The organism is Pseudomonas sp. 2FE, from assembly GCF_005503735.1.
Taxonomy (GTDB): domain Bacteria; phylum Pseudomonadota; class Gammaproteobacteria; order Pseudomonadales; family Pseudomonadaceae; genus Aquipseudomonas.
This window is the reverse complement of the sequence record NZ_SCMO01000001.1, coordinates 747,729-771,828: the sequence shown is the minus strand read 5'-3', so window position 1 is coordinate 771,828 and position 24,100 is coordinate 747,729. Positions and strand designations below refer to the sequence as shown.

17 protein-coding genes are annotated in these 24,100 nt (G+C 61.1%); 4 read left to right on the top strand and 13 right to left on the bottom strand.

The window, feature by feature from the left end; genetic code table 11:
• Window positions 1-16 precede the first annotated feature (16 nt).
• The 5 genes from prpF to FFS12_RS03670 all read right to left on the bottom strand — a co-directional run bounded on the left by prpF (window position 17) and on the right by FFS12_RS03670 (window position 7,120).
• Window positions 17-1,219 (bottom strand): 2-methylaconitate cis-trans isomerase PrpF, encoded by a 1,203-nt coding sequence (gene prpF, locus FFS12_RS03690; RefSeq protein WP_137885573.1) that lies wholly within the window; start codon window positions 1,217-1,219, stop codon window positions 17-19.
• Between the two features lie 127 nt (window positions 1,220-1,346).
• Window positions 1,347-3,980 carry a Fe/S-dependent 2-methylisocitrate dehydratase AcnD gene (gene acnD / locus FFS12_RS03685; RefSeq protein ID WP_137885572.1) on the bottom strand — a complete coding sequence of 878 codons (2,634 nt, stop codon included), beginning with the start codon at window positions 3,978-3,980 and terminating at the stop codon, window positions 1,347-1,349.
• Between the two features lie 306 nt (window positions 3,981-4,286).
• Complete coding sequence (prpC, locus tag FFS12_RS03680; RefSeq protein WP_137885571.1) at window positions 4,287-5,414, bottom strand: 2-methylcitrate synthase; 1,128 nt, start codon at window positions 5,412-5,414, stop codon at window positions 4,287-4,289.
• Window positions 5,415-5,480: 66 nt separating this feature from the next.
• Complete coding sequence (gene prpB / locus FFS12_RS03675; RefSeq protein ID WP_137885570.1) at window positions 5,481-6,383, bottom strand: methylisocitrate lyase; 903 nt, start codon at window positions 6,381-6,383, stop codon at window positions 5,481-5,483.
• Entirely contained in the window at window positions 6,380-7,120 is a 741-nt protein-coding gene (locus FFS12_RS03670; RefSeq protein ID WP_137885569.1) for a GntR family transcriptional regulator, read from the bottom strand. The genes prpB and FFS12_RS03670 overlap by 4 nt, the downstream gene beginning before the upstream one ends.
• Before the next feature lie 302 nt (window positions 7,121-7,422).
• Between FFS12_RS03670 and FFS12_RS03665 the strand changes: the two genes are divergently transcribed.
• From FFS12_RS03665 to FFS12_RS03655, 3 genes are all read left to right on the top strand, one after another.
• On the top strand, window positions 7,423-7,974 hold the full coding sequence (locus tag FFS12_RS03665) for an ATP-dependent zinc protease (protein ID WP_137885568.1): 552 nt from the start codon (window positions 7,423-7,425) through the stop codon (window positions 7,972-7,974).
• A gap of 253 nt (window positions 7,975-8,227) precedes the next feature.
• A complete protein-coding gene (locus tag FFS12_RS03660) occupies window positions 8,228-9,754 on the top strand; it encodes an inactive transglutaminase family protein (protein ID WP_137885567.1) in 1,527 nt (508 codons plus the stop codon).
• 3 nt (window positions 9,755-9,757) lie between these two features.
• The gene (locus FFS12_RS03655) at window positions 9,758-10,744 is read left to right on the top strand and encodes an alpha-L-glutamate ligase-like protein (RefSeq protein WP_137885566.1); all 987 of its coding nucleotides are present in this window, start codon (window positions 9,758-9,760) and stop codon (window positions 10,742-10,744) included.
• An 87-nt stretch (window positions 10,745-10,831) separates the two neighbouring features.
• Here the strand turns inward: FFS12_RS03655 and FFS12_RS03650 are convergent, their stop codons facing one another.
• The 7 genes from FFS12_RS03650 to FFS12_RS03620 all read right to left on the bottom strand — a co-directional run bounded on the left by FFS12_RS03650 (window position 10,832) and on the right by FFS12_RS03620 (window position 21,671).
• Window positions 10,832-11,992, bottom strand: a complete 1,161-nt coding sequence (locus FFS12_RS03650; protein ID WP_137885565.1) for a MalM family protein — start codon at window positions 11,990-11,992, stop codon at window positions 10,832-10,834.
• 8 nt (window positions 11,993-12,000) lie between these two features.
• Complete coding sequence (locus FFS12_RS03645) at window positions 12,001-13,599, bottom strand: outer membrane protein transport protein (RefSeq protein ID WP_137885564.1); 1,599 nt, start codon at window positions 13,597-13,599, stop codon at window positions 12,001-12,003.
• A gap of 18 nt (window positions 13,600-13,617) precedes the next feature.
• Window positions 13,618-14,625 (bottom strand): transporter, encoded by a 1,008-nt coding sequence (locus FFS12_RS03640; RefSeq protein ID WP_137817171.1) that lies wholly within the window; start codon window positions 14,623-14,625, stop codon window positions 13,618-13,620.
• Between the two features lie 54 nt (window positions 14,626-14,679).
• A complete protein-coding gene (locus FFS12_RS03635; RefSeq protein WP_137885563.1) occupies window positions 14,680-15,441 on the bottom strand; it encodes a C39 family peptidase in 762 nt (253 codons plus the stop codon).
• 90 nt (window positions 15,442-15,531) lie between these two features.
• Entirely contained in the window at window positions 15,532-15,987 is a 456-nt protein-coding gene (locus tag FFS12_RS03630; protein ID WP_137885562.1) for a DUF6160 family protein, read from the bottom strand.
• 240 nt (window positions 15,988-16,227) lie between these two features.
• Window positions 16,228-18,960, bottom strand: a complete 2,733-nt coding sequence (locus tag FFS12_RS03625; RefSeq protein ID WP_137885561.1) for a LuxR C-terminal-related transcriptional regulator — start codon at window positions 18,958-18,960, stop codon at window positions 16,228-16,230.
• Window positions 18,957-21,671, bottom strand: coding sequence for a LuxR C-terminal-related transcriptional regulator (locus tag FFS12_RS03620; RefSeq protein WP_171011801.1), 2,715 nt, complete (start codon window positions 21,669-21,671; stop codon window positions 18,957-18,959). Before FFS12_RS03620 ends, FFS12_RS03625 begins: the two co-directional genes overlap by 4 nt.
• A gap of 163 nt (window positions 21,672-21,834) precedes the next feature.
• Here FFS12_RS03620 and pabB point away from each other — a divergent pair, with 163 nt between their 5' ends.
• Window positions 21,835-23,199, top strand: a complete 1,365-nt coding sequence (gene pabB / locus FFS12_RS03615) for an aminodeoxychorismate synthase component I (protein ID WP_137885560.1) — start codon at window positions 21,835-21,837, stop codon at window positions 23,197-23,199.
• Between the two features lie 206 nt (window positions 23,200-23,405).
• Here the strand turns inward: pabB and thrH are convergent, their stop codons facing one another.
• Window positions 23,406-24,023 carry a bifunctional phosphoserine phosphatase/homoserine phosphotransferase ThrH gene (gene thrH, locus FFS12_RS03610; protein ID WP_137885559.1) on the bottom strand — a complete coding sequence of 206 codons (618 nt, stop codon included), beginning with the start codon at window positions 24,021-24,023 and terminating at the stop codon, window positions 23,406-23,408.
• Window positions 24,024-24,100 lie beyond the last annotated feature (77 nt).

Below are 24,100 nucleotides of genomic sequence, written 5' to 3'. Positions count from 1 at the left end.
CAAGCGGTAGCACACCTTAGAATGCATCGCCGGGCACGCGGACCCAGCCTTCCATCAGCACTCGAGCGCTGCGGCTCATGATGGCCTTGGTCACCGTCCATTCACCGTTGGCCTGGCTGGCTTCGGCGCCCACGCGCAGGGTGCCCGAGGGGTGGCCAAAGCGCACCGCAGTGCGCGAACCACCGCCGGCCGCGAGATTCACCAGCGTGCCCGGAATCGCCGCGGCGGTGCCGATGGCCACGGCGGCCGTGCCCATCATGGCGTGGTGCAGTTTGCCCATCGACAGGGCACGCACGAGCAGGTCCACGTCACCGGCAGCCACTTGCTTGCCGCTGGAGGCGAGGTAGTCGGTCGGCTTGGCCACAAAGGCAACCTTGGGCGTGTGTTGGCGCTGGGCGGCTTCATCGATGTGCTGGATGAGACCCATGCGCACCGCACCATAGGCGCGAATCGTCTCGAACATGGCCAGGGCCTTGGCATCGCCGTTGATGGCGTCCTGCAACTCGGTGCCCGTGTAGCCGAGGTCTTCTGCGTTCACGAAGATGGTCGGGATGCCGGCATTGATCATCGTGGCCTTGAGCGTGCCCCCTTTCACAACATCAGCCGGCACCTCGAGATCGTCCACGAGGTTGCCGGTAGGGAACATCGAGCCGGCCGCACCTTCTTCGTCGGCAGCCGGGTCCAGGAATTCGAGCTGCACTTGCGCGGCGGGGAAAGTCACGCCGTCGAGCGCGAAGTCACCGGTTTCCTGCACGGCGCCATCGGTGATGGGCACGTGCGCGATGATGCTCTTGCCGATGTTGGCCTGCCAGATCCGCACGGTGGCCACGCCGTTCTCGGGGATGCGGCTGGCATCCACTAGACCTGCGCTGATGGCAAACGAGCCAACCGCCGCAGACAGGTTGCCGCAGTTGCCGCTCCAGTCGACGAAGGCTTTGTCGATGGACACCTGGCCGAACAGGTAATCGACGTCGTGCTCGGGTTTGCTGCTCTTGGACAGGATGACCGTCTTGCTGGTGCTGGAGGTGGCCCCGCCCATGCCGTCAATCTGCTTACCGTAAGGGTCCGGGCTGCCGATCACGCGCAGCAGGAGGGCATCGCGTGCCGCACCCGGCACTTGTGCGCTTTCGGGTAAATCCTGCAGGCGGAAGAACACGCCTTTGCTGGTGCCGCCACGGATATAGGTGGCGGGAATCTTGATCTGGGGTACGTGTGCCATGGGAATATTGTCCTGATAACACTAAAAATCCCTTCTCCCTCTGGGAGAAGGTGCCCGAAGGGCGGATGAGGGGGCGCCGGGTTTACCGCAGCCCCTCACCCCGGCCCTCTCCCAATGGGAGAGGGCGCTAGCCAGCCGCTCCCGGCCTGGCAGCATCGCCAGTCGCCACCGATTCCAGGAAGTCCTGGGCAAAACGCTGCAGCACGCCGCCGGCCTCGTAGATCGACACTTCTTCGGCGGTATCGAGACGGCAGGTCACCGGCACTTCGACCCGCTCGCCGTTCTTGCGGTTAATCACCAGGGTCAGTGTGGTGCGCGGGGTACGCTCGCCGATCACGTCGAAGGTCTCGCTGCCGTCGATGCCGAGGGTCTGGCGATTCATACCCGGCTTGAACTCCAGTGGCAGTACGCCCATGCCGATCAGGTTGGTGCGGTGGATACGCTCGAAGCCTTCGGCCGCGATGGCTTCCACACCGGCCAGACGCACGCCCTTGGCCGCCCAGTCACGGGACGAGCCCTGACCGTAGTCGGCACCGGCGATGATGATCAGCGGCTGCTTGCGCTCCATGTAGGTCTCGATCGCTTCCCACATGCGCATCACCTTGCCTTCCGGCTCGACCCGGGCCAGCGAACCCTGTTTGACCTCGCCGTTTTCCATCACCATCTCGTTGAACAGTTGCGGGTTGGCAAAGGTGGCACGCTGGGCGGTCAGGTGATCGCCACGGTGGGTCGCGTAGGAGTTGAAGTCCTCCTCCGGCAGGCCCATCTTGGCCAAGTACTCACCGGCGGCGCTGTTCAGCATGATGGCGTTGGACGGCGACAGGTGGTCGGTGGTGATGTTGTCCGGCAGCACCGCCAGCGGGCGCATGCCCTTCAGGGGGCGCTCACCGGCCAGCGCGCCTTCCCCCTCTTTAGCCCAATAAGGCGGACGGCGGATGTAGGTGCTCATCGGGCGCCAGTCGTACAGCGGGTCGACCTTCGGACCGGTGTCTTCCTGGATGGCAAACATCGGGATGTAGACCTGGCGGAACTGCTCCGGCTTCACCGAGGCCTTGACCACGGCATCGATCTCTTCGTCGCTCGGCCAGATGTCCTTCAGGCGGATTTCCTGGCCCTTGGCATCCAGACCCAGCACATCCTTCTCGATGTCGAAACGGATGGTGCCGGCGATGGCGTAGGCCACCACCAGCGGCGGCGAGGCCAGGAAGGCCTGCTTGGCATACGGGTGGATACGGCCGTCGAAGTTGCGGTTGCCGGACAGTACAGCGGTGGCGTACAGGTCGCGGTCCACCACCTCTTTCTGGATCACCGGGTCCAGCGCGCCGGACATGCCGTTACAGGTGGTGCAGGCGAAGGCCACCACACCAAAGCCCAGCTGTTCCAGCTCCGGCAGCAGGCCGCCTTCTTCCAGATACAGGGCCACGGTCTTGGAGCCCGGGGCCAGCGAGGACTTCACCCACGGCTTGCGGGTCAGGCCTAGCTTGTTGGCGTTACGGGCCAGCAGGCCGGCGGCCACCATGTTGCGCGGGTTGTTGGTGTTGGTGCAGCTGGTGATGGCGGCGATGATCACGGCGCCGTCCGGCATCTTGCCCGGCTCGTTCTCCACCACGCCGGACACGCCACGGGCGGCCAGTTCGGACACTGGCAGACGGCGGTGCGGGTTGGACGGGCCAGCCAGCGTACGCACCACGGTGGACAGGTCGAACGAGAGCACGCGCTCGTACTCGGCATTCTTCAGGCTGTCGCCCCAGAGGCCGGTTTCCTTGGCGTAGAGCTCGACCAGCCTGACCTGCTCGTCTTCACGACCGGTGAGGCGCAGGTAGTCGATGGTCTGCTGGTCGATATAGAACATCGCGGCGGTGGCACCGAATTCCGGCGCCATGTTGGCGATGGTGGCGCGGTCGCCGAGGGTCAGGTTGGCCGTGCCTTCCCCGTAGAACTCGAGGTAGGCGCCCACTACTTTTTCCTTGCGCAGGAACTCGGTCAGGGACAGCACGATGTCAGTCGCGGTGATGCCCGACTGCGGCTTGCCGGTCAGCTCCACACCGATGATGTCCGGAAGACGCATCCAGGAGGCGCGGCCCAGCATCACGCTTTCGGCTTCGAGGCCGCCCACGCCGATGGCAATCACGCCCAGCGCGTCGACCATCGGAGTGTGGCTGTCGGTGCCGACCAGGGTGTCCGGGAAGGCCACGCCGTCTTTCACCTGCACCACGGGCGACATGCGCTCGAGGTTGATCTGGTGCAGGATGCCGTTGCCCGGAGGGATCACGTCGACGTTCTTGAACGCCTTCTTGGTCCAGTTGATAAAGTGGAAACGGTCTTCGTTGCGGCGGTCTTCGATGGCGCGGTTCTTGGCGAACGCGTCCGGATCGAAGCCGCCACATTCCACCGCCAGCGAGTGGTCGACGATCAGCTGGGTCGGCACCACCGGGTTGACCATGGCGGGGTCACCGCCCTGCTCGGCAATGGCGTCACGCAGGCCGGCGAGGTCAACCAGTGCAGTCTGGCCGAGGATGTCGTGGCAGACCACGCGAGCCGGGAACCAGGGGAAGTCCAGCTCGCGCTTGCGCTCAATGAGCTGCTTCAGGGAGGCGGTCAGCGGGGCGGGATCGCAGCGGCGCACCAGGTTTTCGGCCAGCACACGCGAGGTGTACGGCAGCTTGTCATAGGCGCCGGGCTGGATCGCATCGACCGCGGCACGGGTGTCGAAATAATCCAGTTGGGTGCCTGGCAGAGGTTTGCGGTTTGCAGTGTTCATGGCGTAGGGACTCAATCGAGTAATGTTCAGAACGGCGAGGTCGGGGAGAACGGCGTGTCACGACCAAGTGTCACGGCCTACTCCCCTTTATCCCAATCAGCACTTGTCCAGCGGCGGATAGTCAGAACGGTTGTTCAGATCGGCGTTGGCGCTCACTCGATGTTGGGGTGAAATTTGTACCTCTCCCTTCAGGGAGAGAGAATTCATTACTGCCCGCCACCAAACGAGGGTGTACCAGCTGCACCAACCCTCTCCCGGCCCTGCGGGCCACCCTCTCCCGCAAGCGGGAGAGGGAAATCAAAGCGGCTATCGCTCCGCGATAGGCTTGACCGGCCGCTGCTCAACGCCGACATACTCAGCGCTGGGCCGGATGATGCGGTTGTTGGCGCGCTGTTCGAACACATGGGCGGCCCAGCCGGAGACCCGCGAACAGACGAAGATCGGGGTAAACAGTTTGGTTGGAATGCCCATGAAGTGGTACGTCGAGGCGTGGTAGAAATCGGCATTGGGAAACAGCTTCTTCTGTTCCCACATGGTCCGGTCTATCGCTTCGGAGACGGGATACAGCACGGTGTCTCCGACTTCGTCGGCGAGCTTTTTCGACCAGCCTTTGATCACCTCGTTACGCGGGTCGGACTCTTTGTAGATCGCGTGACCGAAGCCCATGATCTTGTCCTTGCGCTCGAGCATGCCAAGGGTGCCCTTGATCGCCTCTTCCGGCGAATTGAAACGCGCGATCATCTCCATCGCCGCCTCGTTGGCGCCGCCGTGCAGCGGGCCGCGCAGCGAACCGATAGCCGCGGTGACGCAGGAGTACATGTCACTCAGGGTCGAGGCGCAGACTCGCGCGGTAAAGGTCGAAGCGTTGAACTCGTGCTCGGCGTAGAGGATCAGCGACACATCCATCACCTTGACGTGCAACTCGCTCGGCTTCTTGCCGTGCAGCAGGTGCAGGAAGTGGCCGCCGATGGACTCTTCATCGGTGACGCAGTCGATGCGCAGGCCTTCATGACTGAAGCGGTACCAGTAGCACATGATCGCCGGAAAGATTGCCAGCAGGCGGTCGGTCACATCATGCTGCTGCTCGAAGCTGTGCTCCGGCTCCAGGGTGCCGAGGACCGACGAGCCGGTACGCATCACATCCATTGGATGGGCATTGGCCGGAATGCGCTCGAGCACTTCTTTCAACGCCTGCGGCAGGTCACGCAAACCTTGCAGCTTCTTCATGTAGGCCGCGAGCTGTGCCTGGTTCGGCAGCTCGCCGTAAAGCAGCAGATAAGCCACTTCTTCGAAACGCGCAGCGGCGGCCAGCTCTCGTACGTCATAGCCGCGATAGGTCAAACCAGCGCCGGCCAGGCCCACGGTGCACAGCGCCGTCTGCCCGGCAACCTGGCCACGCAGACCCGCGCCACTCAATACTTTTGCTTCAGCCATTGCTCTCTCCCGCTTTGAATTTGTTGTCGGATACTGCAATTTCGATGGAACGAATGAGCTTTTTAATCAGCTCTTCTTTTGCGCGAACAGCGCATCGAGGCTCTGCTCGAAAGCGTGATAATTGATGCGCTCGTACAGCTCCATGCGGGTCTGCATGGTGTCGATCACGTTCTTCTGGGTGCCGTCGCGACGAATCGCGGTGTAGACGTTCTCGGCCGCCTTGTTCATGGCGCGGAACGCCGACAGCGGATAGAGCACCAGGGAGACATCGGCAGAGCGCAGCTCTTCGGTGGTGAACAACGGCGTGGCGCCAAACTCGGTGATGTTGGCCAGGATCGGCGCCTTCACCCTGTCGGCAAACAGCTTGTACATCGCAAGCTCGGTGATGGCCTCCGGGAAGACCATGTCGGCGCCCGCCTCGATGCAGGCCGCCGCACGGTCGAGCGCGGCTTGCAGCCCCTCCACCGCCAGCGCATCGGTACGCGCCATGATCACGAAGCTGTCATCAGTGCGCGCATCGACTGCCGCCTTGATCCGATCGACCATTTCCTGCTGCGAGACGATCTCCTTGTTCGGCCGGTGGCCGCAACGCTTGGCGCCGACCTGATCCTCGATATGGATGGCGGCGGCGCCGAACTTGATCATCGATTTCACGGTTCGCGCGACGTTGAAGGCCGAAGAACCAAAGCCCGTGTCGACATCCACTAACAAGGGCAGATCGCAGACATCGGTGATCCGCCGCACGTCGGTGAGTACGTCGTCCAGACCGGTGATGCCCAAATCCGGCAGGCCCAACGAGCCGGCCGCAACTCCGCCGCCGGATAGGTAGATGGCCTTGAAGCCGGCACGTTTGGCCAGCAGCGCATGGTTGGCATTGATGGCGCCGACCACTTGCAACGGCTGCTCGCTGGCCACCGCATCGCGAAACCGTTGACCCGGACTGCTCTGAACGGAAGAACTCTGACTCATGACTCACCTCGTGGAGTGGCTGTCTTGACGGAGGCGCCTTGCCTGGCGGCAGCCTCCTGGTAGTGGCGCTCGATATTGCGTTTGGAGGCGCCGATGTGACGACGCATCAACAACTCGGCCAGCTCGCCGTCACGCTCGGCGATGGCATCGAGAATCCGGTGGTGTTCGGCGAAGGCCTGACGTGGCCGGTTCGGCACGGCGGAGAACTGGATGCGGTACATCCGCACCAACTGATACAACTCACCGCAGAGCATCTGGGTCAGGGTGCGGTTACCGCTGCCCTGGATGATTCGATAGTGGAAGTCGAAGTCGCCTTCCTGCTGGTAGTAGCCAACACCGGCCTGGAAAGCTGCGTCACGCTCGTGGGTGTCCAGCACCCGGCGCAGCTCATCAATCTCGGCCTGGCTCATGCGTTCGGCAGCCAAACGACAGGCCATACCCTCCAAGGACTCACGAATTTCGTAGAGCTCGATCAGCTCGGCATGGCTCAGCGAGACCACCCGCGCGCCGACATGCGGCACCCGCACCAGCAGCTTCTGCCCTTCCAGACGATGGATCGCCTCCCGGAGCGGGCCGCGACTGATGCCGTAGGTGCGCGCCAGCTCCGGCTCGGAGATTTTACTGCCGGGAGCTATCTCACCCCGGACTATGGCCGCCTGAATACGCCGAAAGACATGCTCCGAAAGCGTCTCGGATTCATCTTGAGCCTTTAGAGGGGATTCGATGACGTCCTGCATATTGTCGACACACCGTTAGATATTTCGGCAAAAACTACCTATAGAGAGGCTGCCTGTCAAACACATCAAGGATATTGTCGACAATCTTTTAATAAGCAAAAGATTTAATTCCACCGAACCTACTTGCAGAAACCCCCATAAGCGCCTGTCGCCGCAGAAAATCCCCATGTTAGAATGCCGCCCGTATGCGCCCGGTCAGGCGCCTTTGTTCTGCCTGCTAAACTTCCATGCCTGGCGCGCCGGACTGACCTGCTACGCCGCCGATACCCTGACCCGATAATCGCGATCCACCTTTAGGACTTATGAGACTCAAGCCCTTAGCCCTGCTGTTTTGCCTGATTCTGTTGCCCGGCATGAGTCTCGCCGCCGACAAGACCATCTATGGTCTGAACGAATACGCTCAACTGCCCGATATCAACCAGCAAGTGGCGGCAAAACTGGATACCGGCGCTAAAACGGCCTCCTTGAGCGCACGCGACATCAAACGCTTCAAGCGTGATGGCGAAACCTGGGTGCGCTTTTATCTAGCCATCGACGATGCCCACGCCCACCCCATCGAGCGGCCGCTGGCACGTATCAGCAAGATCAAACGACGCGCCGGCGACTACGATCCCGACGAAGAAAAAACCTATACCGCCCGCCCGGTGATCGAGCTGGATATCTGTATGGGCAAAGCCTTACGCAGCATCGAAGTGAACTTGACTGACCGCAGCTCCTTCCAATATCCGCTGTTGATCGGTTCCGAAGCACTCAAACGCTTCGATGCACTGGTCGACCCGAGCCTTAAATACGCAGCAGGGAAACCCGGCTGTGCCAGCGACGCAAACTCTGTCGAGAAGGAACCTGCCCCTTGATCAATCATGTCTGTGCCGGAGGCCATTTTTCCGCATGGCAAGGCAGGAGGAGAGAAGTTTGGTTACTCCAAATGAGCGACGACTAACGCAGCCATGCGGAAAAATGGCCCCGTCCCTTCGGGTTGCGCCCCATGACACGCCATGCGCTGTTGCGGGACTTGCCAAGGGAATGCCATTGCCTGCGTCCCGCGCCTTGCCTGGCGTGTCATGGGGCAGCAACTCAGACATGATTGATTAACGGACAGGTTCCCACATGCGCTCTCTTAACCTACATCTGAAAGTCCTGATCACCATCCTGGTGACCTTGGGCATTCTGATTACGGCGTACCAGATCTTTATTGTTGGCATCCCGATCACCGAGGCTGAAACCGATGATCTGTGGAATATCGACGCCAAAGTCGAGTTCCAGGCCAGCCCGAAGAATCCGGTCAAAGTGCAGATGTTCGTGCCGCCGCTGAGCCAGGACTACGTCACCCTTAACGAGAGCTTCATCTCGAATAACTACGGCGTGAGCATTAACCGCATCGACGGCAACCGTAAGGTCACCTGGTCGGCGCGCCGGGCCAGCGGCAACCAGACGCTCTACTACCGCCTGGTGCTGACCAAACGCTACAGCGGCGAGAAGCCCAAGGCCAAGGGCCCGATCTTCCGTGACAGCATTGTCGTAGAAGGCCCGGAGAAGATTGCCGCAGAAGCCCTCCTGGCGCCGATTCGGCAGCATTCCGCGGACGTGGAAACCTTCATCAGCGAGACCATCAAGCGGGTCAACAACGCCAACGACGACAACGTCAAGCTGCTGCTCGCCGGCGATGCGTCAACCCCGAACAAAGCCAAAACCATCGAGTTGCTGCTGTCCATCGCCCATGTGCCGATGGAGCGCGTCCACACCATTCGCCTGATGGCTGATCAACCGCAGAGCCCAGAACTCTGGCTGCGCAGCTTCGACGGTGAAAACTGGCTGTACTTCAGCCCGGAAACCGGCGAACAGGGCCTGCCGACCGACCGTCTGATGTGGTGGACCGGCGATGAACCGCTGATCAACATCGAAGGCGGCAAGAAAGTCCAAGTCAGCTTCAGCCTGAACAACAGCGAGATGAATGCCATCCGCCTGGCCAAGCTGACCGACGAGAGCACCGAAGCCGACTTCCTCGAATACTCGCTGTACGGCCTGCCGCTGCAAACTCAGCAAACCTTCATGATCATGGTGATGATCCCGATCGGCGTGCTGGTGATTCTGGTCTTGCGCAACCTGATCGGCCTGCAGACCCTCGGCACCTTCACCCCGGTGCTGATCGCCCTGGCCTTCCGCGAGACCCAATTGGGCTTCGGCATCGTGCTGTTCACCATCATCACCGCGCTCGGCCTGTCGCTGCGTTCCTACCTTGAGCACCTGAAGCTGCAGATGTTGCCCAGGCTCTCGGTGGTGCTGACCTTCGTCGTGGTGCTGATCGCCGCCATCAGCCTGTTCAGCCACAAGCTCGGCCTGGAGCGCGGCCTGTCGGTAGCCCTGTTCCCGATGGTGATTCTGACCATGACCATCGAGCGCCTATCGATCACCTGGGAAGAGCGCGGCGGTGGTCATGCGATGAAGGTAGCGGTCGGCACGCTGTTCGCCGCTGCCCTGGCGCACCTGCTGATGAGCGTGCCGGAGCTGAATTACTTCGTGTTCACCTTCCCAGCCGTACTACTGATTCTGGTGGGCTTCATGCTCGCGATGGGCCGCTACCGCGGCTACCGCCTGACTGAGCTGTTCCGCTTCAAAGCCTTCCTGAAGGACTGAGCCATGTTCGGCCTGATCAAGACGTGGAAAGCCCTCGAAGCCAAAGGCATCATGGGCATCAATCGGCGCAATGCGGACTACGTGCTGAAGTACAACAAACGGCACCTGTACCCGATTGTCGATGACAAGATCATCACCAAGCAGCGCGCCATCGAGGCCGGTATCCATGTGCCCGAGATGTACGGGGTCATCGAAACCGAGAAGCAGATCGACAAGCTCCACGAAATCATCGGCGAGCGCAGCGATTTCGTGATCAAACCGGCGCAAGGTGCTGGCGGTGACGGCATCACTGTGATCGCCGACCGCTTCGAGGACCGCTACCGCACGGTCTCCGGCAAGATCGTCAGCCATGAAGAGCTCGAGCACCAGATCTCCAGCATCCTCACCGGGCTCTACTCGCTGGGCGGGCATCGCGACCGCGCACTGATCGAATACCGCGTGACACCGGATCAGATCTTCAAAAGCATCAGCTACGAAGGCGTACCCGATATCCGCATCATAGTGCTGATGGGCTACCCGGTGATGGCCATGCTGCGTCTGCCGACTCGGCAGTCCGGCGGCAAAGCCAACCTGCACCAGGGCGCCATCGGCGTCGGTGTCGACTTGGCGACCGGGGTGACTTTGCGCGGCACCTGGCTGAACAACAAGATCAGCAAACACCCGGACACCACCAACGCGGTGGACGGCGTGCAGCTACCGAACTGGGACGGCTTTATGAAGCTGGCCTCCGGTTGCTATGAGCTGTGTGGCCTGGGTTATATCGGCGTCGACATGGTGCTGGATCAGGACAAGGGCCCGTTGATTCTCGAACTCAATGCCCGCCCCGGCCTGAATATCCAGATCGCTAACGACTGCGGCTTGGTCCATCGCGCCCATGCTGTCGAGGCGCGCCTGGCGGAACTGAAGGCCCAAGGCATCCAGGAAACCCCGGAAGAGCGCATGCGCTTCGCCCAGCAGCTGTTCGGCCATGTGCATAAAGCAGAGATCTGATCCGCGAGTTGGTTGGTCCACCACCACAAAAAGCCCGGCCTAGTGCCGGGCTTTTTGCTGTTCACAGCTGGCTGTCCACAGTTGAGGCTAACGCACTATCGCCAACTCGAAACCACCCTGGTCGGCATGTTCATGGGTTTGCATGCCGGCGTCGTTCACTGCCAGGTCCTGCAACGGCCGCTTGAACGGCTTGTTGTCCAGGGTCTGCAGATGACGATCCTCGTCGGTGGTGAGCAGTAACACATAGCGCTCACCTTCCGCGGCCTTGACCGGCACAGTCCCCTCGATAAAGGCGAAGCGGTACCAGGTCTCGCCATGCAGTTGATAGACCGCATCGCTGACCAGGCGAGTCGGGCGTTTGGCCTCATCGAGAAACAGCAGCGAGGGGTACACCACCTGCTTATTCGCGAAGCTGCGGACGCGCAAACCATAAGTGCGCTGCGAACGTGGCAACTTCAGCGCCGCGTAGTAACTGCGGCCCATGGGAAAATCGAAGCTCGGCGAGAAGCGATTGAGCTCCTCGTAGCGCGGCTCTTGCGCCGACAGTTCGGTAAAGGCATCGTCAGGCAGCTGCCCACAGCACTGATCCAATAGGCTTTGATAGAGCCCATCCCCGCCACCCTGGGCGCCTGCCAGTAACGCCTGCATCGCCGCGGTGGGCTGACCATCCAGGGCCGGCAATACCGCCGTCTTGCTGGCAAATTCGATCTGACGACCCTCCGTGTACTCGATCGGCTGCCCGCCACCCGTCGCCTTCTGTCCAGCCCCGCCGCCTGGCGACGGCACCGCCGAGTTGTGCATCCGCCCTTGCTCATCGACCCAGGTGTAGTACGGGCGGCCATGCTCAGGGCGCACGAAGTTGCGCCCCTCCAGCACATCGGCGTCGAGGTACTCACCGGAGCGCTCGCCATTGGGCAGCAGCACATCGCTCGGCCCTGCCGTTTGCTGGGTGCCGGCATAGAAGCTGTTCTGCAGATTGCCACTGGCATCGACCCAGGTGTAATAGCGGCGCTTGCTCTCGCCAGTGTTTTTACTGCCCGGCCAGCGCGTCGCCGCATCATCGCTCATTCGCGCCTGATCGCTCTGGGTGATGCGCCGTGCGGCCTCGCGCTGTTGCTCGGCGTAACGGCCATCGACGAAGGTGTTATGCACCCGCCCCTGGTCATCCACCCAGGTCAGGTACTTGCCATTGCTGGCGTGGGCGGTGCAGGCAAGCAACAGAATCAGCAAGAAAGGCAAGCTACGCATGGCAAATCTCAAAAGGTCGAGGTATAGGTCAGCGCAAGAATGTAGGCCTTGACCGTGGTCTTGATATTCAGATCCGCGTACGGGTTGTAAACCAAATTGTCGATACCTGTGCAGTTCACATTACAGCTGCTGCCTGCCGGAATATTTTGCTTCGACACGAAGTAGTTGAAACCCAAGTCGATCGTGGTGTCCCTATCCCAGCGGTAACCGAAGCCCAGGCCATAGAGATTGGCATCGCCAATGGGGGCCAGGGCATCCGCTTTGTCATCGGGGATAGCCGAAGGACGGTATTCATAACCGGCCCGCAGGGCCAGACGTTCGTTGATCTCGTATTGCACTCCCAGCGCCCAGCTCCACGTGTCCTGATAGCCACGATCGAGCGTGATCGAGCGATCGGTCGCATTGCCTGCGCCGAACACCTTGGCGATGCGCAACAAGTCCAGCTCCCGATCGAATTCGATCTTGAACTCGTTCCAGTCGCTGTAATCGCTCCACTTCAGGTCGAAGTTGAACTGCCATTTTTCAAACGGCCGGAGCTTGATCCCGGTGTTGAAATTGTCCGGGTAGGTCATATCCAAAGAGGCGTTGCCCGTCTCCTCATCGACGTTGCCATAAGGAAACAGAGGACTGAGGACTTGTCCGAACACCGAGCTTTGCAGCCCTGACCAGAAGCCTTGCCAGTCCTGCGAATAGTCGACTCGATACTTACCTTGCAAGTGCATACGCGCCTCGCTCTGGTAAGCCGCGCCCCAGGCGAACCAGTCAGTCGGCTCCCACAGGACGCCCAGGTTATAAGTCGGCGAGAGGCTCTGCTGTAAATCCAGATCCATATTCGCCAGCGTGTCATAGGGGCCAATTTTGCCGTTGCAGACATTGATGAGCCCGCCGATGAGATCTCCCACACCGGGAATACAAAGGGCTTCGCTCAATACACGGGTGACCCCTGTGAGCATCCCCGGATTACGGAAGTCCTGGTTCAACGCCATCGCCTGATGGGAGAAGCCGATGGACAGACCGACAGAGAGCTGGTCGTTGGCCTGATAGCCCAGCGAAGGCGAGAAATAGGTCAGGCGCTGCAGCGCGACTTCTCGCCCCTGATAACGCCCCGGATCATTGTCAGAGTCGCGGGAGTAACCCAACGCCATCGGTGCATAGACGTTAGTAGCGAAGGTGAACTTGGAACCCGGCGGATTGATTGACAGCCCGGCCAGCGGTGCAAGCAAAACCGGAATCTCCGTCATGCCACCCAGCCCTGGCAAATACATCGCCGGAGTCAAGGTTCTACTACTGGAGTTTTTAACCGGGTCATCGCTAAAACCCAGCGCATGACTGCCATAGTTCGCCGGCGCGCTGAATTCCGCGCGAATATCCATGACCCCGGTCAGCATTTTCACCGTGGTCTGGCGGCCTTTGAGCTTGGTCAATGCCGCCGGATTGTAGTGGACCGCATCGATACCACTGGAGTCCGCAGTGATTGCATTGCCCATCGCCATCGCCTTGGGGTTGCCGATGGTGAGGTCATTCGCCAATTGCGCCTGGGCAGTGCCCGCGCAAAGCCAACAGACTCCTGAAATCGCCCGCACAAGCAGCGACATACGCATAATCATGACGTGTTCGCTCGCGAGTTATTGGGCCTTTAGGCCTTTGATATCCAGTGGCATCGACACCCCCAACAACACATCGGGCGAGTCTTCCGTCATGCCAAAACCGGCGTTGATGTTGACGATGTAGTCTGGCGAGGTCCGCAACCCCAGCGAGAAGTTCATCACCGCACTGGTCTGCTCGGTACCCTCGAGCGTCGCATCGGCGAAGCTGTAAGTCGGCTTGAAGGTGTGCGCCATCTGGTAGGAGGTGGAGAGCGACACGTCATAGGACAAGGCATAGGCGAAGCCCATGCTGAACGACAGGGTCGAGCCCGGATCGACTTCTTCCAGCCTTCGTCCACCGCGCACCTGACTGATGTCGGTCACTGGGAGGTTGTAGGTGTACCCAAGCGAACCAAAGAGTACGACCGGGTCAATCACATAGGACAGGTTGGCCCCGCCACCGAGACTGTAATAGCCGCTGCCGGTGGACAGATCCGATTCGCTATTGATGTCATACGGGCTGGTGCCGGTCGGCAAGCCGAGGGTGGCATACAAGGTCGTGACCGGTTTGCCACGCACCGAAGTCCATGGCTGCCAACGCAGACTGGCAGACAGATCACCCAGGCTATAAGCGTTCAGCTCACGTTCGGTGTCGTACTTGGCAATCAACGGCAAGCGCACACTGAAGGTCAGGTTGTCCCACACGCCGTAATCGAAGGTGAACGAGTTGGTGAAGGTGTGCTGCGCCTCACTTTGCCCAACCACGCTGTAAACGTTGTTGTTACCTGTGCGAAATGTCTCGATGACGGTATCGCGAACCAGGGAGTAGTCAAAACCATAGGTCAGTGTGCGCTCGCCTTTCTTGAGCAGTGTGTAACTCTTCTCGGCGGCCTGAAAGACCTGTTCGAGAGCCTTGGCACTGTCGGCGTCGTCATCTTTCTTACTCAAGGCCTCACGGGCTTGATCGACCGAAGGCTCGTCGGCCCAGAGCGGCCCACCCACCACTAGCGTCAGCATGGCGAACCACGCGCACCCCTTTACTCCCATGACGCTATCCCCAGTTATTCTTTTGTTATGCCGGGCATTTCTTGCCGGAGATCGTTATTTGCGGCGGATGTACTGAATATCGCCCCCGGAACCCAGCTCGGTGGCCTGGTTCTCGGTGAACTTGGTGATCTGGGGGAACTCGCGGAAAGCCAGCAGGCTTACCGTGCGGTCATCGATGATGCGCAAATCACGCTCGGTCAAAGCCATCGCGTTATGCGGTTCCTGCCCGCTGGGAAAGATCACGAACAGCACATTCTGATCCCAGATTTCCTCGAAGCGGGTACGGGTAAAACTGATATTGCCGAGGGCCGGGTCGGCGACAAACACGTGGTCGTTATAGACATCACGCACCACCACGAAATGCTTGAAGCCGGCATATTCGATCGGCACCAGCGCCGGATGCTCCAACTCGTCCAGGTCGGAGAAGGCCGCGCGGAAGCCGCCGCTTTTGTAGCCCAACGCGGCGACGAAACGCTTCATGTCCAGCAGCGAGAAACCGCGCCGCGCAACGATCTTGTCCGCCTCGCCATAGCGCAGCAGACCCTCCATCACTTGGCGCTCTTGCAGATTACGGCCAAGGAAATAGTCGAGCATGCTGGTCAGCGCCGCCGAGCCGCAGCTGTAGTCATAGGCCTGACGGATCACATTGCGAAACTGCAGCTGGCTCATCGGTTCCAAGGTCACCGACTCGCGCAGCGGGCCATTGGGCGTCAGCGATTGGGTGAGATTGACCGTGCCTTGCGGCGGCGGCTTGGTATCCACCGCCTCGGTGAAGCCGAGTACGCCGATCAGGCTACCCAGGAGAATCTCGATCATTAGCAGTCCTGATGGAGCGACTTTTATTAGGCGAAAAGCCTTACCAGCCGAGACTGATAAGGCTTTGAAGAGCTAACCGGCGGAGCTGAATCAGTGCCCCCAAACCTTGATGGTAGTACCGGCCATGTTGATGTCGGAAATGGCCAGCGAGCCGATGCTGGCAGCACCGGTGGTAGCGCCGGCGGCATAGGTACCGCCAACATAGATGCCGCCAACAGTAACGGTACCGGTCATGGCTGGCAGGCCGATGGCCAGCTGCTGCGTACCGCCAGCGTTGGTAACCACGTCAACCGTCAACGGGGTGGCGTCGGAGATGGTGAAACCATTGAAGCCGACGTTAGTGATGTTCAGGCTGCCACCACCGATGTCGTTATCGGTGTATTTAACGTTACCAACGCTACCGCCGAAGTTACCGGAGATGCTGATGCCGTCCTGACCGGTCACGGTCGACAGCGCGGAGTCATCCATCGCCTTCAGATCGGCTTGAGCCATGAACGGAGCAGCCAGTACAGCAGCGGCAAGAACCAGTTGTTTGAAGCCTTTCATTGTTGTTTTCTCCAAAGATCACAGGTGGGTTATCCCCGGGCATTGTCAGCGACTCCTGTCACTGGCAACTGGACCGGCTAATGCCGATCTCCAGGTCTGACGTTGCTTCCCTAGTCACATCAGATCTGGATTCGTGAAGCACTGTGCTTCCCGCCCTGGCGACAAAACTACTGGGCCTGCTCCCGCCTGCCAGCCCATCCAAGGGATGGAGCAGGGCCGAGGGCTAGCCCTATCCCGTGATTAGGCCTCGCTCAACAGCCCCAGGCTCTTACCTTTGAGTACCGCTTGCGTGCGGCTGCGCACCCCTAACTTGGCAAACAGGTTATGCAGATGCCATTTGATCGTGGCCTCCGACAAATGCACCGCCTGGGCAATCTCGCGGTTCGACAAGCCCGCCGCCACGAAGCGCAGGATCTCCCGCTCACGATGGCTAACATCTTGATTTTCATTGAAATTTTCAGGATCTACGGCTAGCCGGCGGCACTGTTCACGAAGCATCTCCGCCACCCCTTGCCAAGCGGCTGCACGCTTAGGTTGCGCCGCCCGCCAGGCGTCCCAGAGCGGTAGCAGCCACAATGCGTCATCCTGAAATAGCCGGCGGTAGCCACTGCTCCAGGCGTCTTCGAGGGTTGCCTGGAACAACGCGAAGGCTTTTTCGCTGTTACCTTTGCGCCAATACGCCACAGAAAGTAACAAGGACAGGCGCAAGCGCCGGTCACGTTGGTGCTCCGCGGTTTGTTTCGCCAAGCAGGCTTCCAGGCCGGCCTGAGCCTTATCCGCACGCCGTTCGCAGAGCGCCAGGCGCGCTTCGGAAAGTGCCTGCGCGGTCTCTGCATCGAGGTAACGCCCCGCCGGCAAAACCGCCAGGTGCCGCTGCATTTGCAAGCACACGCGCTCGGCCTCATTCGGCCGTCGCAACCAGAGTAGAAACTGCACCTTGCAGCTCATGCCCAGAGCAAATACGCGCTCGTAACCCGCGCCGTGCAGCTCTGCCAGCCATTCGTCGAGCAGGGCCAGGCCTTGCTCGGGCTCGCCGGCGAAGAAGCGTGCCCGCGCCATGACCAATTTACCCCGGCTAATCAACTCGATCGGCGTCGCCACGTCACGCCAGGTCGTGGCCTGCGGTAATTCGGCGAGAATCGCCGCATGCCGATCCTGCTCGTAGAGCAAATCCGCATAGGCCAGGGCCAATGGCCCGCCGACCCGGCTGCGCCGGCCGAATACCCGTTCCACCCGCCCCCGTGCGGCCTCGGCCAGTACGCGTCCGTGCTCGGGCTCACCGTTCTCCTTGCAGATCAGTGCCTCGATCAGGCTGGTCATCGCATGCAGGTATTCACTTTCGCTCAGGCGCAAGTTGTCACGCGCCAGCGCAATCGACTTGGCGGCTTCCCCGAATTCACCGAGTAGCGTATAGGCCGTGGCTTGCACGCAGGAAAGGCTGGCGCGAAATATCGGCTGATTATCCGGCGCCATCCCCGACCAGTGCCGCGCGACTTTCAAGCAACTTTCCAGCTTGTCCTGATACAGCAGCACCAAGGCCTTGAGCACCTGCGCTGCAGCCAACGATTCCAGCAAGCCGGAGTGCATACCCTTGCCATGGCCTTTACCACGGCCTTGCAGCAAGCGCGCGCAGACCTCCTCGATCAGCGCTTCGGCATCGGCGAACTTTTGCTCGAAAGCCAGTTGCCAGGCATAGAAAATCTGAAACACCGCGTGCTCGCGAATCACCTCAGCGGGCACGCTCTTGAGTATTGCGAGAATGCCGTAAACCCGATTGCTCGCGATCAAGCGCGCGCCTTGCCGCTCCAGCAACCGCGCCGCAAAGGCATAGTCGCGGGCGCGCAAGGCGTATTTGATCGAGCGATCCGGCAGCTCATGGCTCTCACACCAGCGCGCCGCAGCATGCAGCAAGGTCGTGGAATCGCCACGCTTGGCCAAGCGCCCCTGGAGGCATTCGGCAAACAGAGGGTGATAACGGAACCACTCACCCTGTTCGTCCAGCGGGATTACGAACAGCTGTTCGGTCTGTAGCCGCGCCAGCATCTCGAGGCCATCGCGGCTCCCGGTCAAGGCATTGCACAACTGCGCATTGAACTCATCGAGCACCGAAGTCTGCTCGAGAAACAGCTGCAAGCGCTCCGGCAGACTGGCGAGCACGTCCTCCGCCAGATAGTCGGCGATAGTGCGTTCGGTGCCGGACAACCCCGCGAGAAAGGCGGCTCGATCCGGGTGCCGCACCAAGGCCAGCGCCGTCAAGTGCAAGGCGGTGATCCAGCCTTCGCTGCGCGCCTGCAGCCGGGTTAGCTCCGCGCCGCTCAACGACAGCTGTTTAACCTCACGAAAATAGGCTTCGGTCTCGTCACGCGTCAGCCGCAAGTCCTCGGTTTTAAGCCAGAAGGCCCAAGGCTGCAGCGACGGTTCCTCGGCCAACAGCTGTGGCTGGTAGCGCGTGCTGGTGATCAGATGCACAGTCGGCGGCAGATGCTCGATCAGGTAGCGCGCGGCTGGCCCCAGCGCCGGATGACGAATGCGATGGAAGTCATCCAGCATCAGGTAGATATCACCCTCCAAGCGTTTGAGATCGGCGAGGAAAGCGTCAATCAGTGCCTCTTGCGGCCAACTCACATCAGCCTGCAACAGCCCCGCGGTGTTGCTGCCGAAACCCGGCAGCACCGCGTTAAGCGCCGCCACCAGGTATTGCAACAGACGCTGTGGCTCGCTGTCCGACTCATCGCAAGACAACCAGGCGACTCGCGCCCCGGCACTCAGCAGACGCTGGCGATACTGACTGAGCACGGTGCTTTTACCAAAGCCAGCCGGCGCACTGAGGATCACTAAGCGCTGTTCGCGCGCCGCGAATAACCGTTCGATCAAGGCGGCACGCGCCAACTGCGGCCGGCCGCCGGCAGCCGCCGGAATCAGCTTGGTGCGCAACAAGGGAAAAATCTGCAGATGCGGCAAAGGCATGGTCATGACTGGAGCAGCCCCAGCTCGCGGGCGCGACGGATGGCTTGCGTCCGATTGCGCACCTTGAGCTTCTCGTAGATGTTATGCAGATGCCATTTGACGGTGCCCAAGGCCAGCGCCAGTTGCTGGCCGATCTCGTCATTCGACAGCCCCTTGGCGGCCAGCCAGACCACTTCGCGCTCGCGCTCGGTCAGCCCCTCTTCCAACACCTCAAGCGACTTACGCGCATCCTGCCCCGGCCAAACCGCCAACAGGCCACGGATGAAGCCCTGCAACGCCGGCTGCCGCTCGGCCGCTTCCAAGTGCTGCAAGAGCAGGCGGATCGCCTCGCCTTCCTCGATAAACAGGCTGCGCACGCCTTCACGCTCGGCGCCGATCAAACACTGTACCAACAGCGTCTGCGCCCGCTCCTGATAGCCCAGGCGTTGGTAACTGAGCGCCGCCAGCAGATCCAGGCGCAGCCGTTGCAGGCCATGCCAGCCGTTTTGCAACTGGCCACGCAGCTGGGTGATCTCATGCAGCGCTTCGCTGTAATGCGCGCGCGTCTGCTGCAGGCGAATCCGCGTCAAACCCTGTACCCAGAGCACCGGGTTAAAGGCCATATGCCGATAACTGGCGGCCAACTTGCTCCAGTCCACGCTCTGAAAGCGCTGCTCGGCGCGTTTGATCCGGTCCGTCGCCGGCTCCTGCAGAATCAGCGCGATCTCATCACCGACGGCCTGCGCATAGAAGCGCCAGGACTGGTTACGCGCCGCCAGGTTCTGCATCAGCACCAGGCTGGCGAGCGCGTCCTTGGGTTCGTCCTGCATGCGCTGGGTGCGCGCCAGGCTCAGCATGCCCTGGGCATAGAGGTCGATCGGGTTGATCACATCGACGGTCGCCAGCGCCCAGCACAGCTGCTCCGCGACCCCCTCCAAACGCGCCTGATGGTAGGCAATCAGTGCCTCGGTGATGGTCGGTAGCGCCAAGGCCCGCGCTTTTTCCCCAAACCAGGGAATCACCCGCGCGCGCAGTTGCTCGAACAGCAGCTGCGCCTGCTTGACTTGCCCTTGTTCGAGGCACAGCAGAATCTCGACATTCGCCAGCTGCATGTCCAGGTAGCGGCCTTCGAGGAAGTGTTTGCGCTGTTGCGCCAAGGCCAGCAGCCGCCGGGCCTGCTCGGGTTGCGCGAGCATGACCTGGGCCAAGGCGCCGATGATCAGCATGGCCACCTCTAGAAAGGCGGTATGTTGTCCCAGCTGCGCCTCGACCTTGCGTGCCAAGCTGACGCACGTCTCCAGGTCATCCTTCTGCAGGGCCAGCACGGCCTTGATCGCCAGGATGGCCAACACCCTGTCACTCAAGGGACCTGCGGGCTTGTCCTGGCCCCAACGCGCCAGCAACTCATCGAGCATGCCGTTGGCTTGCGGCAACGACAGCTCCGTGGCGCGCGTCCAGACATCGGCCAAAACCAGCACCGGGAAGCGCTCGGCAATCTCATTCGGCACGAGCTGGCGCCAGCGGTAGATCAGGTTAAGCTGACCGCGATTGATCAGCTCCAGGCCGCAACCATCGACCAGCGCGGCGAGCATCTGCGGATCCTCGGCCAGGCACGCGTGTTCGATGGCCAGGTTCTGCATATGGTGGTTGGTAAACCACAGGCTGGCGTTGAAGTGCAGCTGATTGAGCCGCTCCGGGTCGCGCTCCTTCAGCCGCGCACGGAGGAAATCCGCGAACAGGTTATGGAAGCGATACCACTGCCGCTCGCGATCCAGCGGTAGGAGGAACAGTTGCATCGCCTCCAACTGCTCCAGCAAGCCTTGGCCATCCTGGCGGCCGGTCAGTGCGTTAGCCAGATCGCCGCTCAGTTGCCTGGCCACGCCGAGGGCCAAGAGCACTTCCTGCATCTGCACCGACAACTGCTCGAACACACTGCGCAGCAGGTAGTCGCCGACCGCGGCCTGATCGCCGCCCATCTCGGCCATTTGCTGGGAGGCCTGCGGCCGATGGCGCAACCACAAACTGGCCAGATGCACGCCGACCATCCAGCCTTCGGTATGCCCATGGAGTGCCGCGAGTGCCGCTTCGTCCAAGTGCAAGCCGCTGCGATCGAGGTAATCGCGGGTCTCCGACTTGGTCAGGCGCAGCTCTGGCGAACCGATCTCCAGCAGCAATTCCTTGGCCCGCCAGGTCGCCAGATTCAGGGCGGGCTGCGAACGGCTACCGATGGCCAGGACAAATCCGGGCGGGGCGAACTTCACCAGCCGATTGAGACTGCTAAGCAGCTCGGTATCGTGGATCAGATGCAAATCATCGAGCACCAGCAGCAACGGCTGTTCATCCTGGGTCAGGTCGACCAACAGGCTTTCCATCACGGCCGCGACAGGCACCCGCATGGTGTTCTGCAGATAGCCCAGGGCATCCTCGCCGAGCCCAGGAATCGCGGCGCTCAGGGCCTCGATCAGTTGCAGGAAGAAGCGCGAAGGGTCGTCGTCCTCAGGACTCAGCGAAAACCAGGCCACGGCGCTACCGACAAGGCCGCGGGCCTGGGCCATGGCTGCCAGCGCGGTGGTCTTGCCAAAGCCGGCAGGCGCGGAAAACAGCAGTACACGGGCATGCGGATGAGCAGCCAAGGCCGCTTGCACCTGTGGCCGGATCAAATAGTCAGCAGGCACTTGCGGTGGCGTCAATTTTGAGCGCAGTAAGCTACCGGCGGCTGGATCTAGTACTACGTCCATGGCCTGGATCCCTTGATAATTATTGTTATGGTGCGACCGTTCAAACGCTAGGGATCTATCCATACTAATCAGCTCACTATCTCCGAGTAAACCCACGCAGAAGCTCTAGGATGAATGCTGGCGGCGGTCTACAATCGGCTTCCGCGCTCGCCTGACCGCCCCCATGCCTACTTGTTCGCTACACCCACTACCCTATCGTGCAGATCCTGCCGACTACTTTGCCGCCGTGCGCCAGGCGCCCGGCGCGGTGTTGCTCGACGCCGGGCGGCCGCTGTCCCAGCGTGGACGCTATGACCTTATCAGCGCCTGGCCATTGGCAGAGCTGGCGCCGAACGCTGACGAATCGGCCAACGACTTTCTCCAACGCCTACGCACAGGCCTGGCCAGGCTCGGTCCAGCCGCAGCTCCAGCGGATTGCGAGTTGCCATTTATCGGCGGGCTGATTGGCTATCTGGCCTATGACTTTGGTCGCCGCCTGGAGGCACTGCCCGTTCAGGCCGTGGATGATCTGAATTTGCCCGATGCGCACTTCGGCCTCTATGCCTGGGCCTTGATCAGCGATCACCAACTCGGCACCAGCCAGTTGGTGTTCCACCCGGCCCTGGCCGAGGCGGAGCGTGAGCGCCTGCGCGAACTGTTCAGCCAGCCGACGGCCGAACCAGCCCAGCCCTTTCGGCTAGACACCGCGTTCCATGCCAACTTGAGCGAAACGGCCTACCGCCAGGCGTTCGAGCGGATTCAGGCCTATATCCAGGCCGGCGACTGCTACCAAGTGAACTTCGCCCAGCGCTTCCAGGCGCCTTGTCGGGGCGATCCCTGGGCGGCCTATTGCGCCTTGCGGGCGGCCTGCCCGACACCCTTTGCCGGCTACCAGGCGCTGGCCGATGGCGGCGCGATCCTCAGCCTGTCGCCGGAGCGCCTTCTGCGGGTCAGCCAAGGTCAGGTCGAAACCCGCCCGATCAAAGGCACCCGCCCCCGCGGCCTGACGCCGGAAGACGATGTCGCGCAGGCCAACGAGCTGCTGGCCAGCCGCAAGGATCGCGCGGAAAACCTGATGATCGTCGACCTGCTGCGTAACGACCTGGGGCGTAGCTGTAAGACCGGCTCGGTACGAGTGCCGGAGCTGTTCGTCCTGGAAAGCTACCCCAACGTCCATCACCTGGTCAGTAGCGTCACCGGCGAGCTGGCAGCGGGCAAGGATGCGCTGGATCTAATCGCCGGCAGCTTCCCTGGCGGCTCGATCACCGGCGCGCCGAAGATCCGCGCCATGCAGATCATCGACGAACTGGAACCGACGCGCCGGGCGCTTTATTGCGGCTCACTGCTCTATCTGGATGTGCGTGGCGAGATGGACAGCTCCATCACTATCCGCAGCCTGCTGGTGAAAGACGGTCAGATCAGTTGCTGGGGCGGTGGCGGGATAGTCGCGGACTCCAACTGCCAGGCGGAGTATCAGGAATCCATCACCAAGGTTCGGGTACTGCTGGAGACTCTGGAAAACCTCGACTCTCCCGCCATTCCCGCGTAAGCAGCGACGTAGGGTGGATAACGCTCTTTTATCCACCAGCGCAGCAGCCTCGACGCCCCATGGTGGAAAACCGCTTTGCGGATTTTCCATACGCAACTGAACAGGGGCACAACCTAGGTGCCCCCCCTGTAGGAGCGAATTTATTCGCGAACAAAAGCGACTCGGTGCTGCCCCATCGCGAATAAATTCGCTCCTACACACTCAGCTTAGAGGCTGAGTTCGCGCTCGGACGCCTTGAGGAACTCGCGCTTGAGGTCTTCATAAGTGTGCACGGCCGGGAACTGCGGGAACTCACGAATGACGTTTTCCGGCGCATGGAACAGAATGCCGGCGTGGGCCTCGCTGAGCATGGTGGTGTCGTTGTACGAATCCCCCGCCGCGATAACCCGGTAGTAGAGGCTCTTAAAGGCCAGGACCGACTGACGCTTGGGATCCTTCTGGCGCAGCTGGTAACTCACCACGCGGTCGGTTTCGTCGGTGATCAGCTTGTGGCAGAGCAAGGTCGGGAAACCCAGCTGACGCATCAGCGGCTGGGAAAATTCGTAGAAGGTGTCGGAGAGAATCACCACCTGGAAGCGCTCACGCAACCAGTCGACAAACTCCACGGCGCCGTCCAGCGGCTTCAGGGTGGCAATCACTTCCTGGATATCGGCGAGCTTCAGGCCATGCTCATCCAAGATGCGCAGACGCTGCTTCATCAGCACGTCGTAGTCTGGAATATCCCGGGTGGTCGCCTTGAGCGCGTCGATTCCAGTTTTTTCCGCGAAGGCGATCCAGATTTCCGGCACCAACACACCTTCCAGGTCGAGACAGGCGATTTCCACGGGACACTCCTAGAGAGGATTTAAAAGAAGGCGGCACTCTAGCCGCTCGCCCGACGCCGTGCAACGCGCTGTTATGT

Coding starts and splice junctions, on each gene's coding strand:
- prpF (WP_137885573.1), bottom strand. CDS start 1,219: ATGGCACACGTACCCCAGATCAAGATTCCCGCCACCTATATCCGTGGC.
- acnD (WP_137885572.1), bottom strand. CDS start 3,980: ATGAACACTGCAAACCGCAAACCTCTGCCAGGCACCCAACTGGATTAT.
- prpC (WP_137885571.1), bottom strand. CDS start 5,414: ATGGCTGAAGCAAAAGTATTGAGTGGCGCGGGTCTGCGTGGCCAGGTT.
- prpB (WP_137885570.1), bottom strand. CDS start 6,383: ATGAGTCAGAGTTCTTCCGTTCAGAGCAGTCCGGGTCAACGGTTTCGC.
- FFS12_RS03670 (WP_137885569.1), bottom strand. CDS start 7,120: ATGCAGGACGTCATCGAATCCCCTCTAAAGGCTCAAGATGAATCCGAG.
- FFS12_RS03665 (WP_137885568.1), top strand. CDS start 7,423: ATGAGACTCAAGCCCTTAGCCCTGCTGTTTTGCCTGATTCTGTTGCCC.
- FFS12_RS03660 (WP_137885567.1), top strand. CDS start 8,228: ATGCGCTCTCTTAACCTACATCTGAAAGTCCTGATCACCATCCTGGTG.
- FFS12_RS03655 (WP_137885566.1), top strand. CDS start 9,758: ATGTTCGGCCTGATCAAGACGTGGAAAGCCCTCGAAGCCAAAGGCATC.
- FFS12_RS03650 (WP_137885565.1), bottom strand. CDS start 11,992: ATGCGTAGCTTGCCTTTCTTGCTGATTCTGTTGCTTGCCTGCACCGCC.
- FFS12_RS03645 (WP_137885564.1), bottom strand. CDS start 13,599: ATGATTATGCGTATGTCGCTGCTTGTGCGGGCGATTTCAGGAGTCTGT.
- FFS12_RS03640 (WP_137817171.1), bottom strand. CDS start 14,625: ATGGGAGTAAAGGGGTGCGCGTGGTTCGCCATGCTGACGCTAGTGGTG.
- FFS12_RS03635 (WP_137885563.1), bottom strand. CDS start 15,441: ATGATCGAGATTCTCCTGGGTAGCCTGATCGGCGTACTCGGCTTCACC.
- FFS12_RS03630 (WP_137885562.1), bottom strand. CDS start 15,987: ATGAAAGGCTTCAAACAACTGGTTCTTGCCGCTGCTGTACTGGCTGCT.
- FFS12_RS03625 (WP_137885561.1), bottom strand. CDS start 18,960: ATGACCATGCCTTTGCCGCATCTGCAGATTTTTCCCTTGTTGCGCACC.
- FFS12_RS03620 (WP_171011801.1), bottom strand. CDS start 21,671: ATGGACGTAGTACTAGATCCAGCCGCCGGTAGCTTACTGCGCTCAAAA.
- pabB (WP_137885560.1), top strand. CDS start 21,835: ATGCCTACTTGTTCGCTACACCCACTACCCTATCGTGCAGATCCTGCC.